At 63.6% G+C, this 17,077-nt stretch carries 16 protein-coding genes; 6 read left to right on the top strand and 10 right to left on the bottom strand.

Annotated elements, in window-relative coordinates; genetic code table 11:
- Positions 1 to 12 precede the first annotated feature (12 nt).
- Both gshA and CAG44_RS09020 read left to right on the top strand, forming a co-directional pair.
- A complete protein-coding gene (gshA, locus tag CAG44_RS09025) occupies positions 13 to 1,590 on the top strand; it encodes a glutamate--cysteine ligase (RefSeq protein ID WP_178076918.1) in 1,578 nt (525 codons plus the stop codon).
- Positions 1,590 to 2,216, top strand: a complete 627-nt coding sequence (locus CAG44_RS09020) for a TetR/AcrR family transcriptional regulator (RefSeq protein ID WP_075044318.1) — start codon at positions 1,590 to 1,592, stop codon at positions 2,214 to 2,216. The genes gshA and CAG44_RS09020 overlap by 1 nt, the downstream gene beginning before the upstream one ends.
- A gap of 127 nt (positions 2,217 to 2,343) precedes the next feature.
- Here the strand turns inward: CAG44_RS09020 and CAG44_RS09015 are convergent, their stop codons facing one another.
- From CAG44_RS09015 to CAG44_RS08980, 8 genes are all read right to left on the bottom strand, one after another.
- A complete protein-coding gene (locus CAG44_RS09015; RefSeq protein ID WP_003255829.1) occupies positions 2,344 to 2,559 on the bottom strand; it encodes a molybdopterin-binding protein in 216 nt (71 codons plus the stop codon).
- Positions 2,560 to 2,599: 40 nt separating this feature from the next.
- Positions 2,600 to 3,412, bottom strand: a complete 813-nt coding sequence (ssuB, locus tag CAG44_RS09010; RefSeq protein WP_013970450.1) for an aliphatic sulfonates ABC transporter ATP-binding protein — start codon at positions 3,410 to 3,412, stop codon at positions 2,600 to 2,602.
- On the bottom strand, positions 3,409 to 4,206 hold the full coding sequence (gene ssuC / locus CAG44_RS09005; protein ID WP_039614250.1) for an aliphatic sulfonate ABC transporter permease SsuC: 798 nt from the start codon (positions 4,204 to 4,206) through the stop codon (positions 3,409 to 3,411). The genes ssuB and ssuC overlap by 4 nt, the downstream gene beginning before the upstream one ends.
- A gap of 10 nt (positions 4,207 to 4,216) precedes the next feature.
- Positions 4,217 to 5,365 (bottom strand): FMNH2-dependent alkanesulfonate monooxygenase, encoded by a 1,149-nt coding sequence (ssuD, locus tag CAG44_RS09000; RefSeq protein WP_025337326.1) that lies wholly within the window; start codon positions 5,363 to 5,365, stop codon positions 4,217 to 4,219.
- A gap of 59 nt (positions 5,366 to 5,424) precedes the next feature.
- Positions 5,425 to 6,390, bottom strand: coding sequence for a sulfonate ABC transporter substrate-binding protein (locus CAG44_RS08995; protein ID WP_085591829.1), 966 nt, complete (start codon positions 6,388 to 6,390; stop codon positions 5,425 to 5,427).
- Positions 6,391 to 6,474: 84 nt separating this feature from the next.
- Entirely contained in the window at positions 6,475 to 7,068 is a 594-nt protein-coding gene (gene ssuE / locus CAG44_RS08990) for an NADPH-dependent FMN reductase (RefSeq protein ID WP_085591827.1), read from the bottom strand.
- Between the two features lie 288 nt (positions 7,069 to 7,356).
- Positions 7,357 to 7,995 carry a peroxiredoxin gene (locus CAG44_RS08985; protein ID WP_013970445.1) on the bottom strand — a complete coding sequence of 213 codons (639 nt, stop codon included), beginning with the start codon at positions 7,993 to 7,995 and terminating at the stop codon, positions 7,357 to 7,359.
- Positions 7,996 to 8,160: 165 nt separating this feature from the next.
- Entirely contained in the window at positions 8,161 to 9,495 is a 1,335-nt protein-coding gene (locus tag CAG44_RS08980) for an OprD family porin (RefSeq protein ID WP_085591825.1), read from the bottom strand.
- Positions 9,496 to 10,116: 621 nt separating this feature from the next.
- Here CAG44_RS08980 and tauA point away from each other — a divergent pair.
- Genes tauA through tauD form a run of 4 tightly spaced genes read left to right on the top strand, consistent with a single transcriptional unit; the run spans position 10,117 to position 13,623 of the window.
- Positions 10,117 to 11,088, top strand: coding sequence for a taurine ABC transporter substrate-binding protein (gene tauA, locus CAG44_RS08975; protein WP_085691960.1), 972 nt, complete (start codon positions 10,117 to 10,119; stop codon positions 11,086 to 11,088).
- A gap of 28 nt (positions 11,089 to 11,116) precedes the next feature.
- The gene (gene tauB, locus CAG44_RS08970) at positions 11,117 to 11,905 is read left to right on the top strand and encodes a taurine ABC transporter ATP-binding subunit (RefSeq protein WP_085691959.1); all 789 of its coding nucleotides are present in this window, start codon (positions 11,117 to 11,119) and stop codon (positions 11,903 to 11,905) included.
- Complete coding sequence (gene tauC, locus CAG44_RS08965; RefSeq protein WP_075044313.1) at positions 11,902 to 12,741, top strand: taurine ABC transporter permease TauC; 840 nt, start codon at positions 11,902 to 11,904, stop codon at positions 12,739 to 12,741. Before tauB ends, tauC begins: the two co-directional genes overlap by 4 nt.
- 48 nt (positions 12,742 to 12,789) lie before the next feature.
- Positions 12,790 to 13,623 carry a taurine dioxygenase gene (gene tauD, locus CAG44_RS08960; protein ID WP_075046922.1) on the top strand — a complete coding sequence of 278 codons (834 nt, stop codon included), beginning with the start codon at positions 12,790 to 12,792 and terminating at the stop codon, positions 13,621 to 13,623.
- A 126-nt stretch (positions 13,624 to 13,749) separates the two neighbouring features.
- On the opposite strand, the gene betT is transcribed toward tauD, so the two are convergent.
- Positions 13,750 to 15,711, bottom strand: a complete 1,962-nt coding sequence (betT, locus tag CAG44_RS08955) for a choline transporter BetT (protein WP_170929293.1) — start codon at positions 15,709 to 15,711, stop codon at positions 13,750 to 13,752.
- Positions 15,712 to 16,044: 333 nt separating this feature from the next.
- Entirely contained in the window at positions 16,045 to 16,977 is a 933-nt protein-coding gene (gene epsC, locus CAG44_RS08950; RefSeq protein WP_025337318.1) for a serine O-acetyltransferase EpsC, read from the bottom strand.
- Between the last annotated feature and the right edge of the window lie 100 nt (positions 16,978 to 17,077).

The raw sequence follows: 17,077 nt of genomic DNA, 5'->3' as shown, positions 1-17,077 counted from the left end.
AAGGAATACATCTTGAGCGACCTCCTCAACCGCCGCCTGAGCCTGCTCGGCGCCAATCTCCCCCTGCTCAAGCAGTGCCTGCACGGTATTGAGCGCGAATGCCTGCGCGTGACCGACGAAGGTCGCCTGGCCCAGACCCCGCATCCGCAAGCACTGGGATCGGCGCTGACCAACGAGCAGATCACCACCGATTATTCCGAGTCGCTGCTGGAGTTCATCACCCCGGCCCTTCCCGACCCGGCCAAGGTGCTGGAAAGCCTCGAAGAGACCCACCGTTTCGTCTACAGCAAGCTGAGCGACGAATACCTGTGGAGCCCGTCGATGCCCTGCACGCTGCCGGCCGAGGAGGACATCCCGATCGCCGAGTACGGCAGCTCGAACATCGGCAAGCTCAAGCACGTCTACCGCAAGGGCCTGGCCCTGCGCTACGGCCGCACCATGCAGTGCATCGCCGGTATCCATTACAACTTCTCGCTGCCCGAAGCGCTGTGGCCGTTGCTGCGCGCCGCAGAAGGCGGCAGCGAGAGCGACCGCGACTACCAGTCGTCGGCCTATATCGCGCTGATCCGCAATTTCCGCCGCTACAGCTGGCTGCTGATGTACCTGTTCGGCGCCTCGCCGGCCCTGGACAAAGGCTTCCTGCGTGGCCGCCCGCACCAGCTCGAAGAGCTGGACGCCGAAACCCTGTACCTGCCCTACGCCACCAGCCTGCGCATGAGCGACCTGGGCTACCAGAGCAACGCCCAGGCCGGCCTCACGCCGTGCTACAACAACCTGGCCAGCTACACCGACAGCCTGCGCAGGGCGGTGGGCACGCCCTACCCGCCTTACGTCGAAGTCGGCACGCACGTGGATGGCGAGTGGGTACAGCTGAACACCAACATCCTGCAGATCGAAAACGAGTACTACTCGAACATTCGCCCCAAGCGCGTCACCTACACCGGCGAGCGGCCGATCCAGGCCCTGACCTCGCGCGGCGTGCAGTACGTGGAAGTGCGTTGCCTGGACATCAACCCGTTCCTGCCGGTGGGCATCGACCTGACCGAGGCGCGCTTCCTCGACGCGTTCCTGCTGTTCTGCGCGCTGGAAGACAGCCCGCAACTGGACAACGGTGAATGCGGCCAGTGCACCAACAACTTCCTGACCGTGGTCAAGGAAGGCCGGCGCCCGGGCCTGGAACTGCGCCGCAATGGCCAGCCGATCGGCCTGAAGGCCTGGGCCAGCGAGCTGATCGAGCGTATTCGGCCACTGGCCGATCTGCTCGACCAGGCGCAAGGCGGTGCAGAACACGGCAAGGCCCTGGATGCCCAGCAGGCCAAGGTCGACGACGCCTCGCTGACCCCGTCGGCCCAGGTACTGGCGCGCATGACCGAGCATGACGAGAGCTTCGTCAAGTTCTCCCTGCGCCAGAGCCGCATCCACGCCGAAACCTTCCGCGAGCAGCCACTGCCAGTCGAGCGCCAGCAGGCCTTCGAAACCCTCGCCCGCGACTCGCTGGCCGAGCAGTCGCGCCTGGAACAGCAGGAAGTCGGCGACTTCGACCTGTTCGTCGGCGCCTACCAGGCCAGCATCCTGGCGATCAGCAACTGATGACCCGCACTGCCACCCCGCGCAAGCCGCGCGCCAGCAGCCAGGCCAGGATCGAGGCGATCCTGGCGGCTGCACGCGAGTTGCTGGCCGAGCTGGGGGTGGCGAGCCTGTCGATCTACAGCGTGGCCGAGCGTGCGCAGATTCCACCGTCGTCGGTGTACCACTTTTTCGCCAGCGTGCCGGCGCTGCTGGAGGCGTTGACGGCCGATGTACACCGGGCCTTCCGTGAAGCGCTGAGCGCGCCGATCGACAGCAGTGCGTTCAACACCTGGCACGAACTGTCACGGCTGATCGAGCAGCGCATGCTGGATATCTACAACGAGGACGCGGCGGCGCGGCAACTGATCCTGGCCCAGCATGGCCTGAGCGAAGTGGTGCAGGCCGACCGGCAGCACGACATGGAACTGGGCGACTTGATGCACAAGTTGTTCGACCAGCACTTTCATCTGCCAGTGATGCCGGCGGATGTGGACGTGTTTGCCCTGGCCATGGAATTGAGCGACCGGGTGTATGCGCGGTCGGTGCAGCTGCATGAGGCGATCACCCCGCGCATGGCCGAGGAAGGCAAGCGAGTGTTCGAGGCGTATCTGGGGTTGTATCTGCCGCCATTTCTGGCCAAGCGTTAAATTTGATGGCCTCATCGCCGGCAAGCCAGCTCCCACAGGTACAGCACAAGGCCTGAAGCTTGTGGGCACCTGTGGGAGCTGGCTTGCCGGCGATTGGGCTGCAAAGCAGCCCCATGGCCCACACCCATCACAGCTTGGCGATGGACACTTCAGTCGACTTCACGAAGGCAATCACTTCACTGCCCACCTGCAGCTCCAGCTCACGCACGGAGCGGGTGGTGATGACCGAAGTGACGATGCCCGAGGCGGTCTGCACGTCGATTTCCGACAGTACCGGGCCTTCCAGGATTTCCTTCACGGTGCCTTTGAACTGGTTGCGAACGTTGATGGCTTTGATGGTCATGATTTGATTCCTTCTCTATGGCTTCAGTCTGGTAAGTGAGTCAGTGCGCCCAACGCAGTTGCGTGGGCAAAGGGGCTACAGGATCCGGCTCGGGCGCAGCGCCCGGGGCCGACAGAACACGGTTGAGCACTTCGCTTTCCAGCGCGGCCAGGCGGTGCGAACCACGCGCCCGAGGCCGTGCCAGGTCGACAGTGAGGTCGAGCCCGACCTCGCCGTCCTCGATCAGGATCACCCGGTCAGCCACGGCGACTGCCTCGCTGACATCGTGGGTAACCAGCAACACGGTGAAGCCGTGCTGACGCCACAGGCGTTCGATCAGTTGCTGCATCTCGATACGGGTCAATGCATCCAGCGCACCGAGCGGTTCGTCCAGCAGCAGCAGGCGCGGCTGGTGAATCAGCGCCCGGGCCAGGGCCACGCGCTGCTTCTGGCCGCCCGACAGAGCCGCCGGCCATTCATTGGCGCGGTCGGCCAGGCCAACCGACTCCAACGCTTCCAGCGCACGCGGGCGCCAGTCGCCAGACAGGCCGAGGCCAACGTTGTCGATCACCTTCTTCCATGGCAGCAGGCGCGCGTCCTGGAACATCAGGCGGGTTTCTTCGCGGGCCTGTTCCAGCGGCGCGGCACCGGCCAGCAATTGGCCTGCAGTGGGCTGGTCGAGACCGGCCAGCAGGCGCAGCAAGGTGCTCTTGCCGCAGCCACTACGGCCAACGATGGCGACGAACTGGCCGGCAGGAATATGCAGCTCGATACCCTTCAGTACCTCGCGCTGACCAAAGGTCTTGCGCAGGCCGCTGGAAGCCAGCGGTATGCCACGCAGCAGGCGTGGCGGCTGTTCCTTGAGTACGGTCATGCGCCCTCCTTCTTCGCCACTTGATAGGCCGGGTGCCAGCGCAGCCACACACGCTCCAGGCCGCGGGCGGCGAGGTCGGCAAGCTTGCCGAGCACGGCATACAGGACGATGGCAAGCACTACCACGTCGGTCTGCAGGAACTCACGGGCGTTCATCGCCAGGTAACCGATGCCGGCATTGGCCGAAATGGTTTCGGCAACGATCAGGGTCAGCCACATGAAGCCCAGGGCAAAGCGCACGCCTACCAGGATCGAAGGCAATGCCCCGGGCAGGATCACCTGGCGGAACAGGCTGAAGCCGGACAAGCCATAGCTGCGCGCCATCTCCACCAGCGCCGGGTCGACGTTGCGGATGCCGTGGTAGGTGTTCAGGTAGATCGGGAACAGCGTGCCCAGCGCGACCAGGAAGATCTTTGCCGACTCGTCGATACCGAACCACAGGATCACCAGCGGGATCAGCGCCAGGTGCGGCACGTTGCGGATCATCTGCACCGAGCTGTCGAGCAGGCGTTCGCCCCAGTTCGACAGGCCGGTGATGAAGCCCAGCACCAGGCCGATGCTGCCACCGATGACGAAGCCCAGCCCGGCACGCCAGCCACTGATGGCCAGGTGGGTCCAGATCTCGCCGCTGCGCACCAGCTCGACGCCGGCGCTGACCACGGCGCTGGGCGCGGGCAAGATGCGCGTCGACAGCCAGCCGGCGCTGACCGCCAGCTGCCAGGCAGCCAGCAGCAGTACCGGCAGCGCCCATGGCGCCAGGCGCTGGCCAAGGTTGTTGGAAGTTGCACGACTCATGGCCTGGCCCTCAGCTCTGCGCAACGGACTTGGGCAGGATGTCGTTGGCCACCATTTCGCCAAACGGGCTCACATAACCACCGGTCTTGGCTTGCTCCGGGCGTTGCACATCCAGGTGCGGGAACAGCAGCTCGGCCACCCGGTACGACTCTTCCAGGTGCGGGTAGCCGGAGAAGATGAAGGTATCGATGCCCAGCTCGGCATATTCCTTGACCCGCGCCGCCACGGTCGGGCCATCCCCCACCAGCGCGGTACCGGCACCGCCACGCACCAGGCCGACACCGGCCCACAGGTTGGGGCTGACCTCCAGCTTGTCACGGTTGCCGTTGTGCAGGGCGGCCATGCGTTGCTGGCCGACCGAGTCGAAGCGCGCCAGCGAGGCCTGGGCGCGAGCGATGGTGTCGTCGTCCAGGTGCGAGATCAGCTTGTCGGCAGCGGCCCAGGCTTCTTCGTTGGTTTCCCGCACGATCACGTGCAGGCGGATGCCGAAGCGCACTTCGCGGCCCTGGGCGGCGGCTTTCTCACGCACCTGGGCAATTTTTTCAGCGACCGCACTCGGCGGCTCGCCCCAGGTCAGGTACAGCTCGACCTGCTCGGCGGCCAGGTCCTGTGCGGCTTCGGAGGAACCGCCGAAATACAGTGGCGGGCGTGGTTGCTGGATCGGCGGGTAGAGCAGCTTGGCGCCCTTCACCTGGATGTGCTTGCCGTCGTAGTCGACCACTTCGCCTTCCAGCACCTTGCGCCAGATACGGGTGAACTCTACAGAAGCTTCATAACGTTCCTGATGGTTCAGGTGCAGGCCGTCACCGGCCAACTCGTCCGGGTCGCCACCGGTCACCAGGTTGAACAGCGCGCGGCCGTTGGACAGGCGATCAAGGGTTGCTGCCTGGCGTGCCGCCACTGTCGGCGAAATGATCCCTGGGCGCAGGGCAACCAGGAACTTCAGGCGCTGGGTCACCGGGATCAGCGATGCCGCGACCAGCCAGGAGTCCTCGCAGGAGCGCCCGGTAGGTATCAGCACGCCACCAAAGCCGAGCCGGTCGGCCGCCTGGGCGATCTGCTGCAGGTAGCCATGGTCGACGGCGCGCGCGCCATCGGAGGTGCCCAGGTACTTGCCGTCACCGTGGGTAGGAAGGAACCAGAAGATGTTAAGGCTCATTGGAGTTGTCTCCTCAAGGGGGGCTCAGCCAGGGCGGCGCCCCGGCGCAGGCAAATCAATCAAGGCGCACTGGCGACCTTGGCCGGGGGTGTCCAGATCACGTCCTTGATGCTCAGCGGCTTGGGAATCAGCTTCAGTGCCTGGAACGTGTCGGCGATCTTCTGTTGCGCGGCCACCACTTCCGGGGTGAGCGGCGCGGCACCGTACCCTTGGCGCTTGACCGAGGTCAGGGTGATGTCGGCAGGCAGGCCGAGCAGCGGCGCGACCTGGTCGGTCACTTCCTGCGGGTTGGCCTGGGACCATTCACCCACGGCACGCACTTCTTCGATCAGGGTGTTGATCACCGCTGGGTGCTGGGTCGCGTAGTTGCGGGTGGCCAGGTAGAACTGATGGTTGTCGACCAGGCCCTTGCCGTCGCGCAGGGTATGAGCCTGCAGCTGTTTCTCGGCGGCAGCCTGGTACGGATCCCAGATCACCCAGGCGTCCACGCTGCCGCGCTCGAAGGCGGCGCGGGCGTCGGCCGGGGGCAGGTACACCGGCTGGATGTCGCTGTATTTCAGGCCTGCGTCTTCCAGGGCGCGAACCAGCAGGTAGTGAACGTTGGAGCCTTTGTTGAGGGCGACTTTCTTGCCCTTGAGGTCTTTGACCGACTGGATCGGCGAGCCCTTCGGCACCAGGATCGCCTCGCTGTGCGGCGCTGGCGGCTCGTAGGCGACGTACAGCAGGTCGGCACCGGCGGCCTGGGCGAACACCGGCGGGGTTTCACCGGTGACGCCAAAGTCGATGGAGCCGACGTTCAGCCCCTCAAGCAGCTGCGGGCCGCCGGGGAACTCGGTCCATTGCACCTGCACGCCCTGCTCGGCCAGGCGCTTTTCCAGCGTGCCCTTGGCCTTGAGCAGCACCAGGGTGCCGTATTTCTGGTAACCGATACGCAGGCTCTCGGCCTGGGCTTGGGTGATGGCGCCGAAGGACACAGCCGCCGCAAACAGGGCGACCAGACCGCGACGCAAGAAGACTGTGCGCATGGCGCTCTCCTGTGCGAGTGGGTTCGGGTTGCACCTGCTTGCCTCGTTGTCGGGCGAGTAAGGTGGTAAAGCGGGTTGGGCCGGTCAGATGCTCCAGCGAGCGCTGATCAGGCGTTCGTTCAATACGCCGGGGGCCACGGGGCGCGGCCGACGGGCCAGTGCAACGTGGAAGGTTTCCAGCGCGTCCTGCAGGCGCTCTTCCAGCGCCGCTACCAGCTGCGCGGGCCTGGAGCCTTCTGCGTAGGCGACCTGGCTGTCGTCGGCGAAGATCCCTTGCAGGGTCTCTTGCGCCTTGAGTGCCGACAGCACGGGTTTCAGTGCGTAATCCACCGCCAGCATGTGGGCGATGCTGCCGCCGGTGGCGATCGGCAACACGATCTTGTGTACCAGGGCGCGTTCGGGCAGCAGGTCGAGCAAGGTTTTCAGGGCACCGGCGAACGAGGCCTTGTACACCGGCGTGGCGACGATCAGGCCATCGGCCTGGGCCACCAGCTGCTGGAAGTGCTGCACCTGCGGGCTGTCGAATCGGGCGTGCAGCAGGTCTTCGGCGGGAAAGTCACGCACCTGGAACGTCACCACCTCGACGCCACGGTCCTGCAGCCACTGGCGAGAACGCTCCAGCAGCACGCCGGAGCGTGAACGGGTACTGGGGCTACCACCGATTGAGACGACCAGCATTGCAGCGCTTCCTTGTGTTCTGTTGGAGGTGACATTAACAGTCGCCGCATATATCTAGAAATCATATTTTTTCATTTGTTTATTCCATTTTTGTTTTTATCTTCAAGGGCCTATTCGCGGGCACGCCCGCTCCCACAGGTTTTGTGGCAAAGCCAAGTCCTGCACTGTTCCTGTGGGAGCGGGCATGCCCGCGAAGAAGCCAACGCAGTTTCAGCAGGCATAAAAAAGGGCCGTCGAAACGGCCCGAATATCCCTGCTTTGGCTAAGAGCAATGCAACGAGGAATCCTTTAACGATTGGGCTGCGGGGTCAGCCGCAGATAGGGTTTGACCGCCCGGTAACCTTTGGGGAAGCGCTGCTTGATCTCTTCCTCGTCCTTCAGCGAGGGCACGATTACCACGTCGTCACCGTCCTGCCAGTTACCTGGTGTGGCGACCTTGTGGTTGTCGGTCAGCTGCAGCGAGTCGATCACCCGCAAGATTTCGTTGAAGTTGCGCCCGGTACTGGCCGGGTAGGTGATGGTCAGGCGCACCTTCTTGTTCGGGTCGATGACGAACAGCGAGCGCACGGTCAGGGTGTCGCTGGCGTTCGGGTGGATCAGGTCGTACAGGTCGGACACCTTGCGGTCGGCGTCGGCAATGATCGGGAAGTTGACCACGGTGTTCTGGGTTTCGTTGATGTCATCGATCCAGCGGTGGTGCGAATCGACCGGGTCCACCGACAGGGCGATGGCCTTGACCCCGCGTTTGGCGAAATCGTCCTTAAGCTTGGCGGTCAGGCCCAGCTCTGTGGTGCACACCGGGGTGAAGTCGGCCGGGTGAGAGAACAACACCCCCCAGCTGTTGCCCAGCCACTCGTGGAAGCGGATCTTGCCTTCGCTGGAATCCTGTTCGAAATCGGGGGCGATATCGCCGAGTTTTAGGCTCATGGGCTGCGGCTCCTGTGCTGGGTTCTGTACCGTGTGGGTTCAATGTGCCTGCATTCGATTAAAAACAAAAAGAATAAATACTGATTTGTTTATAACCATAATGCATACGAAATTGCAGACACAAAAAAGCCTCGCACTAGGCGAGGCTTCTTGTTCAGCTACGACTTACAGGAAGTTGTAAGTGTAGTTCACGATGAAGCGAGTCTGGTCTTTGTCACCGATGCTTTCGCCGCTACCACGGTAAACACCCTGACGCAGGCTGAAGCCCAGGCCTTTGAGGGAGCCTTGCTGAATGGTGTAGTCGACGCGTGCGTCACGTTCCCATTCGTTGTAGCTGCCGTCGCCCGACTTGTTGCGGATGTCGTCACCACGCAGGTAGGCCACCGAAGCCTTCAGGCCTGGAACGCCCAGGGACGCGAAGTCATAGGAGTACTGACCGAAGGTGGTGTTCTCACCGGCACGAGCGAACTGGTTGATCATGCTGTCGGTGAACAGGTAGAAGCTCGCGCCGCCATTGCCTTCCAGCGAGGAAGTGGCGCCGTCCTTGCGGACGCTACCTTGGTTCAGCCAGACGAAACCACCATCGTCACCCACTTGCTGGTGACCGAGCATCAGCGCGTGGCCACCCAGGGTGTAGGTGAACATGGCGCTCCAGGTCTTGTTGTCGACCTCGCCCGCGTTCTTCGCGTAGCCACCGTTGTTGTCGAAGGCGTAACCGGTCTCGCCATTCTTGCCGTCGCTGCGGCTATCGAAGTAGCGCAGGTCGGTCTTGAACGACTGGTTGTCGGCGATCTTGAAGACGTGGGTAGCACCCAGGAAGTGCTGCTTGTAGAAGTCTTCCAGGTTCGAGTAGTAGTACTGCAGGGTCAGGTCTGGAGTGAGCTTGTAGTCACCACCGGCGAACTGGAACTTGTTGCTGTCGCGGAAGGCGCCAGAAACGGAAAGACCGGTACGGTTGCTCGAAGCACGACCCATGGCGTGGGTCAGTTGACCTGCGTTGAAGGTCAGGTTGTCGATTTCCTTCGACTGCAGGGTGCCGCCCTCGAAGGTCTGCGGCAGCAGACGGCCATCGTTGGAGACCAGGATCGGCAGCATAGGCGCCAGGGCGCTACCGTAGTGGACCTCGGTCTTGGAGAAGCGAGCCTTGGCGTTACCACCAATGCGTGCCCAGTTGTGGACTGCCGAACCATCGGAGTCGCTTGGGAAGAAGGTGTTGTTGGCATCTGGGCGGCTACCACGGCCACCATCCAGGTGAATGCCCCACAGTGCCTGAACGTCGACACCAAAACCTACGGTGCCTTCGGTGAAGCCAGACAGGTAGTCGAGCTTGAAGCCCTGACCGCTTTCTTTCTGGTCGATACCGCTTTCGCGGTTGTCGTCGTTGAAGTACATGGTGCGCGAGCTGAGCGACAGTTTGCTGTCTTCAACGAAACCGGCAGCGCCTGCTTGTTGGGCGAGAACCCCCAGTGCCACGGCCAGGGCCAGGCTGGACTTGTACATGTTTTGCTCCTCTACGTTCTAATTCTTGTGTATCTCTGGCGGTGGGATCTGCTGCCCCGCTCACCGTGGATTGGCGATTTAGTCCCAAAGCGTGACCGTTTAGTCAATCGTTTCTAAACGTTTCGCGACTTTGGTCTAAGACGCCACCTGCGCTACAGGATAATGACAATCCTATAAATCCAAAATGACCGTTTTATGAATTGGTAAGATTTTTAAGGAATATGTTAGGAACTGTTACTGCGATTCGTTAGCAGCAGCTCAGTTTTCATAACCCATGGTTATTTGCAAACGTTTGCTCATAACCTAATTCCGTATCGTTCTATCGGGACGAAAAAGCCTAGCAGCCGTCTGTGATTTCGCCATTGCGCAGGATTACCGATGTTGCAGCCTTCGTGCGCTCGATGTAGGAGCGGGCATGCCCGCGAACACCGGCTACGCCGGTGCCATCCACGGCGTCGCTTGCTTCGCGGGCACGCCCGCTCCCACAGAGGATCGCGTAAGACAGCGTGGTTAAAGCAATTGGCTCCTAAGCTAATGCAAAAAAGTTATTTATTTTACTTTTCTTAGATCATTTAGCCTTCTCGTCATCCATCACATCGATTGCCTGACGAGAGGTTCACCATGATCCCGCACGCTCCGCTGCGCCTGTTCGCCGCCTTGACCCTCGCCAGCGCCAGCTGGTTCGCCCAGGCTGCCGACCTGACCGTGGCCTACCAGACCACCGTCGACCCGGCCAAGGTGGCGCAGGTCGATGGCAACTACGAAAAAGCCAGCAAGGCCAGCATCGACTGGCGCAAATTCGACAACGGTGCCGACGTGATCACCGCCGTAGCCAGCGGCGATGTGCAAATCGGCTACCTGGGCTCCAGCCCACTGGCCGCCGCAGCCACCCGCAAGCTGCCGGTCGAGACCTTCCTGATCGCCACGCAGATTGGCGCCGGTGAAGCACTGGTCGCCCGCGACAGCATCAAGACGCCGCAAGACCTGGTCGGCAAGAAAGTCGCCGTGCCGTTCGTCTCCACCGGCCACTACAGCCTGCTGGCTGCGCTGAAGAGCTGGAACATCGACCCGTCCAAGGTGCAGATCCTCAACCTGGCGCCGCCGGCGATCATTGCCGCCTGGAAGCGCGGCGACATCGACGCCACCTACGTCTGGGACCCGGCCCTGGGCGTGGCCAAGGAAAACGGCAAGGTGCTGATCACCTCCGGCGAGCTGGCCGAGAAAGGCGCACCGACCTTCGACGCATGGATCGTGCGCAAGGACTTCGCCGCCAAGCACCCCGATGTGGTCAAGGCCTTTGCCAAGGTCACCCTCGACGCCTACGCCGACTACCGCAAGAACCCGCAAGCCTGGCTGGCCAACCCCGACAACGTGAGCAAGCTGGCCAAACTGTCTGGCGCCAAGCCTGCTGACATCCCGGTGCTGCTGCAGGGCAACGTCTACCCGCTGGCCGCCGACCAGGCCAACGCACTGGGCGCGCCGACCACCCAGGCGCTGACCGACACGGCCACCTTCCTCAAGCAGCAAGGCAAGGTCGACGCGGTGCTGCCGGACTACTCGCCGTACGTTAGCGCCCAGTACCTCCCCAACTAAGCCTGTAGAAAACCGACCGGAGCCTGCCATGGCCTTGCTCGAACTGGAGCGCATCAGCGCACAGTACCCCGGTGCCGAAACCCCGGTACTGGCCGACATCAACCTGAGTCTGGGGCCACGCCAACTGCTGGTGGCCCTGGGGCCTTCCGGCAGCGGCAAGACCTCGCTGCTCAACCTGATCGCCGGCTTCGTCGCCCCCAGCGGCGGGCGCATCACCCTGGACGGCGTGCCCGTCCAGGGCCCCGGCGCCGAGCGCGGCGTGGTGTTCCAGGACGATGCGCTGCTGCCCTGGCAGAACGTGCTGGGCAACGTCGCCTTCGGCCTGGAACTGGCCGGCGTGCCCCGCGCCGAGCGTGAAGCCAAGGCCCGCGAGATGCTGGCCCTGGTCGACCTCGACGGCTTTGGCGAGCGGCGTATCTGGCAATTATCCGGTGGCCAGAAGCAGCGCGTGGGCCTGGCCCGGGCGTTGGCAGCCGACCCACGGGTGTTGCTGATGGACGAGCCGTTCGGCGCACTGGATGCCTTCACCCGCGAGCAGATGCAGGAGTTGTTGCTGCAGGTATGGCAACGCACCGCCAAGCCGGTGTTCCTGATTACCCACGACATCGAAGAAGCAGTGTTCCTCGCCAGCGAGCTGGTACTGCTGGCGCCCAACCCGGGGCGCGTGGTGGAACGCCTGCAACTGGACTTCGGCCAGCGCCATGCAGCCGGTGAACCGGCGCGGGCGATCAAGTCCGACCCGGCCTTCATCGAAACCCGCGAGCACGTACTGGCGCGGGTGTTCTCCCAACGTCAAAGCCTGCAGGAGCGCGCATGAGCAGCCTGGACCTGCCGGTTGCCGGCAAACGCAACACCCAACCCCGGCCAGCCACCAAGCTGCGCCGCCCCCTGCCCACCCGCTGGATCAGCACCCTGACCCTGGCCAGCCTGCTGTTGGCCTGGTGGCTGGTGACCGCGGCCGGCTGGATCGAGCCGCTGTTCCTGCCCTCGCCCGCCGACATCCTGGCCAAGGCCGGGACCTTGCTGACCCAAGGCTACATGGATGCCAGCCTGTGGCAGCACCTGGGTGCCAGCCTGGGGCGCATTGGCGTGGCCCTGCTTGCCGCCACCCTCACTGCCATCCCGGTGGGTATCGCCATCGGCTACAACCGCGTGGCCCGCGGCATTCTCGACCCGCTGATCGAGTTCTACCGGCCGATCCCGCCGCTGGCCTACCTGCCGCTGATCGTCATCTGGTGCGGCATCGGCGAGCTGTCCAAGGTGCTGCTGATCTACCTGGCAATCTTCGCCCCCATCGCCATTGCCACCGCCACCGGTGTGCGCACGGTCGACCCGGCCAAGCTGCGTGCCGCGCAGTCGCTGGGTGCGACCAAGGCCCAGCTGATCCGCCACGTGATCCTGCCCAGCGCCCTGCCCGACATCCTCACCGGCATCCGCATTGGCCTGGGGGTCGGCTGGTCGACCCTGGTGGCCGCCGAGCTGATCGCCGCCACCAGCGGCCTGGGCTTCATGGTGCAGTCGGCGGCGCAGTTCCTGGTTACCGATGTGGTGGTGCTGGGGATCCTGCTGATCGCGCTGATCGCCTTCGCCCTGGAAATGAGCCTGCGTGCCCTGCAACGCAAACTGGTGCCTTGGCACGGGCAGAGCCACTGAATCCTGTTGACCACGCCAGCAGCCTGGCGCCTGATTGAAGAGACCGACATGAGCCTGACCATCACCCCCCTCAGCCCGGCGCTTGGCGCCCAGATCAGCGGCGTGGACATCAGCCGCGATATCACCGTCGAAGAACGTGACGCCATCGAGCAGGCGCTGCTGCAACACCAGGTGCTGTTCTTCCGCGACCAGCCGATCAACCCGCAGCAGCAGGCACGTTTTGCCGCCCGCTTCGGCGACCTGCACATCCACCCGATCTACCCCAACGTGCCGGAAACCCCGCAGGTGCTGATCCTCGACACGGCGGTTACCGATGTGCGCGACAACGCCGTGTGGCACACCGACGTGACCTTCCTGCCGACCCCGGCCCTGGGCGCGGTGCTCAGCGCCAAGCAGTTGCCGGCCTACGGCGGCGACACCCTGTGGGCCAGCGGCATCGCTGCCTTCGAAGCCTTGTCGGCGCCGCTGCGCGAGCTGCTCGACGGGCTGACCGCTACCCATGACTTCACCAAGTCGTTCCCGCTGGAGCGCTTTGGTACCACGCCGGAAGACCTGGCGCGCTGGGAAGCAACCCGGCGCAACAACCCGCCGCTGTCGCACCCGGTGGTGCGCACGCATCCGGTGAGCGGGCGCAAGGCGTTGTTCGTCAATGAGGGGTTCACCACGCGCATCAATGAGCTGAGCGAACTGGAAAGCGAGGCACTGCTGAAGCTGCTGTTTGCCCATGCGACGCGGCCGGAGTTCAGCATTCGCTGGCGGTGGCAGGAGAATGACGTGGCGTTCTGGGACAACCGCGTGACCCAGCATTTTGCCGTGGATGACTACCGGCCGAACCGGCGGGTGATGCATCGGGCGACCATCCTCGGGGATGCGCCCTTCTGATAGAGATGCATCAGCAGTGCCGGCCTCTTCGCGGGTAAACCCGCTCCCACAGGTACCGCACCGGTATTGAAGCCAGTGTTATACCTGTGGGAGCGGGTTTACCCGCGAAGAGGCCGGTACAGGTTATTACCTGACCAAATGCAGGTACTGCATGTGCCGTTCGTACTGGTCGAGGATGTCGTTGATGATCTGCTCCTTGCTGTAGCCCACCAGGTCATAGTTCTGGCTGCCTTCGCTGAGGTGCACCTCCGCCCGGTAGTAACGGCGGTTCTTCAACTCTTGCGTACCCAGCCCACCCAGGGCGAACGATGGCGTGAAGTAGCCACGCATCTGCACCTGGTAAATGAACGGCTGTTCCTCGCCATGGCCAATCTTCAGGCTGACGTTGTCGTGGCTCGGGTCGTCCTGGGTAATCAGCACCAGGCCCTTCTGCTCGAACACTTCACGCACATCGGCAATTGCCGGGCGCACCACGTCGTCCATGAAGCGGTACACCTCATCACGCGACGGGAAGTGCACCGCCTGGCTCAGGCGCTGGCGCCAGCCACCACGGCCGCGGCGTGACTGGGCGAACGGGGCCAGCGAATGCATCTGCGCGATCTGCCGTTGCGACTCCAGGTAGAACGCCTTGTGCAGCCCCCACATCATGCACAGCAGGATCAGCGAGAACGGCAGCGAGGTCAGCACCACCGCCGATTTAAGCGAATCGATGCTGCCGGCGAACAACAGCGCACTGGTGATCAGCGCCGTCATCGCGCCCCAGAAGATGCGCAGCCAGTTCGGCCCATCCTCGTCGGCATCACCACCCTTGGCCGACAAGGTCGACAGCACCACGGTGCCCGAGTCGGCCGAGGTGACGAAGAACACGAAACTGATGAACACCGTCATGGCGATCACCGTCTTGCTCCAGGGGTAGGTCTCCAGCAGCAGGTACAGGCTCATCGACGGGTTATCCAGCGCCGACTGGCCCAGAGCGGTCATGCCGTGGTTGATGACCTGGTCCAGGGCGCTGTTGCCGAAGATCGACATCCACGCCAGGGTGAAGCCCAGCGGAATCAACAGCACACCAAAGACGAACTCGCGGATGGTGCGGCCACGGGAGATGCGGGCGATGAACAGGCCCACGAACGGCGCCCAGGCAATCCACCAGGCCCAGTAGAACACCGTCCAGCCGCCCAGCCAGTCACGGTTCTCGCCGTAGGCATAAACGTCGAAACTCTTGCGCGGCAAGGCCCCCAGGTAGTCGCCGAGGTTCTGGATCAGCGTGTTGAACAGGTGCTGGGTAGGCCCGGCGAACAACACGAACAGCAACAGCGCGCAGGCCAGGAACAGGTTGATGTCGCTCATCACCCGCACGCCCTTCTCCACCCCGGCCACGGCCACGGCCACCGCCGCGCCCATCATCAGGGTGATGAGCAGCACCTGCACCCACTGGCTGTGGTCGATGCCGAACAGGTAGTCGAGGCCGGCGTTCAGGTGCAGCACGCCAAAGCCCATGTCGGCGCCCAGGCCGAACACCGTGGCGATGATGCCGAAGCCGTCCACTGCATAACCGATCGGCCCGTTGATGCGCTTGCCGATCAGCGGGTACAGCGCCGAACGCAAGGCCAGCGGCAGGTTGTGCCGGTAGGCGAAGTAGGCCAGGGCCATGCCGACGAAGGCGAACACGCCCCAGCCATGCAGGCCCCAGTGCAGGAACAGGATCTGCATTGCCTGGCGCCCGGCCTCGGCCGTGCCCGCTTCGCCCTGGGGCGGCTGCAGCATGTGGGTCAGGGGTTCGGACACGCAGAAGAAGAACAAGGTGATGCTGATGCCGGCGGCAAACAGCATGCCGGCCCACGACAGGTAACTGAACTCGGGCTCGTCGTGGTCGGCACCGAGCTTGATCTTGCCGTAGCCGGACAAGGCGGTGACCACCACGAAGACCAGGTACAGCGTCATCGCCAGCATGTAGTACCAGCCGACCGTGTTGGCCGCCCAGTTCTGCGCCGCCAGCAACCAGTCGCCTGCTGCTTGCGGATAGGAAATGACCACCAGGCCGAAGATGAGGATGAAACTTGCCGCGAAATAGAACACCGGGGGGTTCATGCGGATCTTGCCATTGGCAAGGGAAGGGGTCGGTGCACTCATTGGGGGCGCACCTCGTCGAATGACGTAAGGCTCGGAATGAACGGGTTCAGCAAAGGAATCCTCCTGTTGAACACCGGCAGCGGACCAGCGTTTTTTCATTGAACAAGCGTTCAAGTTAAACATGGATCGGATTTCAATGCGAATTGGGGCGCTGATTGGTGCCCTCCTGTTCCGGCCCTTTCGCGGGTAAACCCGCTCCCACAGGTACTGCACAGGATTCAAAATCTGTGGGGGCCCTGTGGGAGCGGGTTTACCCGCGAAGAGGCCGGTACAGGCCAAGGAAATGCCAGATCAGTTCTTGTCCTGGCAATCCAGCTGCAGGTTGGCCTGGGTAATGTTGCTCTCGGCCGGCACACTGCGGGTCAGCCACACATTGCCGCCAATGGTCGAGCCTTTGCCGATGGTGATCCGCCCCAGCACAGTGGCCCCGGCATAGATCACCACATCGTCCTCGACGATCGGGTGGCGTGGCAGGCCCTTGTGCAGGGTGCCCGACTCATCGCTGGGGAAGCGCTTGGCGCCCAGGGTCACTGCCTGGTAGATCCGCACGCGCTCGCCGATGATCGCGGTTTCGCCGATCACCACGCCGGTACCGTGGTCGATGAAGAAGCTCGGGCCGATCTGCGCCCCGGGGTGAATGTCGATCCCCGTGGCCGAATGCGCCAGCTCCGAGCTGATCCGCGCCAGCAGCGGCAGGCCGGCCTGGTACAGATGGTGCGCCAGGCGGTGGTGGATGATCGCCAGGATGCCTGGGTAGCACAGCAGCACTTCATCGACACTGCGCGCCGCCGGGTCGCCGTGGTAGGCGGCCAGCACGTCGGTGTCGAGCAGCACGCGCAGGCCCGGCAGGGCGGCGGCGAAGCCCTGCACCAGGCTCAGCGCATGGGCATCGACGCCGGCCAGCTCGCCCTTGCTTTGCCGTGCGGCGTAGCGCAACTCCAGGCGGGCCTGGGCCAGCAAGGCGGTCAGCGCGGCATCCAGGGTATGCCCGACGTAGAAGTCTTCGCTTTCTTCGCGCAGGTCGACCGGGCCAAGGCGCATGGGGAACAGTGCGCCGCACAGTTGCTCCAGGATGTGCCGCATCGCTTCGCGCGAAGGCAGCTCACGCCCGCCCTGCTCGCCGCTGCTGCGGCCATTGCGGGTACGCCATTGTTCACGGGCACCGCGCAGGCCGTTGACGATGCTCTGCAACTGCCAGTGCCCGGATGAAGGTTGTTCGCTCACGGTTTTCTCCTGCCTGAGTAGGCCAAACTCATTTTTATTTGCAGGTCCGGCCTCTTCGCGGGCTCGCCCGCTCCCACAGGGACTGCACAGGTTTCGATGC

It is taken from the genome of Pseudomonas sp. B13(2017) (assembly GCF_002113245.1).
Lineage (GTDB): Bacteria > Pseudomonadota > Gammaproteobacteria > Pseudomonadales > Pseudomonadaceae > Aquipseudomonas > Aquipseudomonas putida_Z.
Note: the sequence above shows the minus strand (reverse complement) of the source record. Positions and strands in the feature narration are given on the sequence as shown.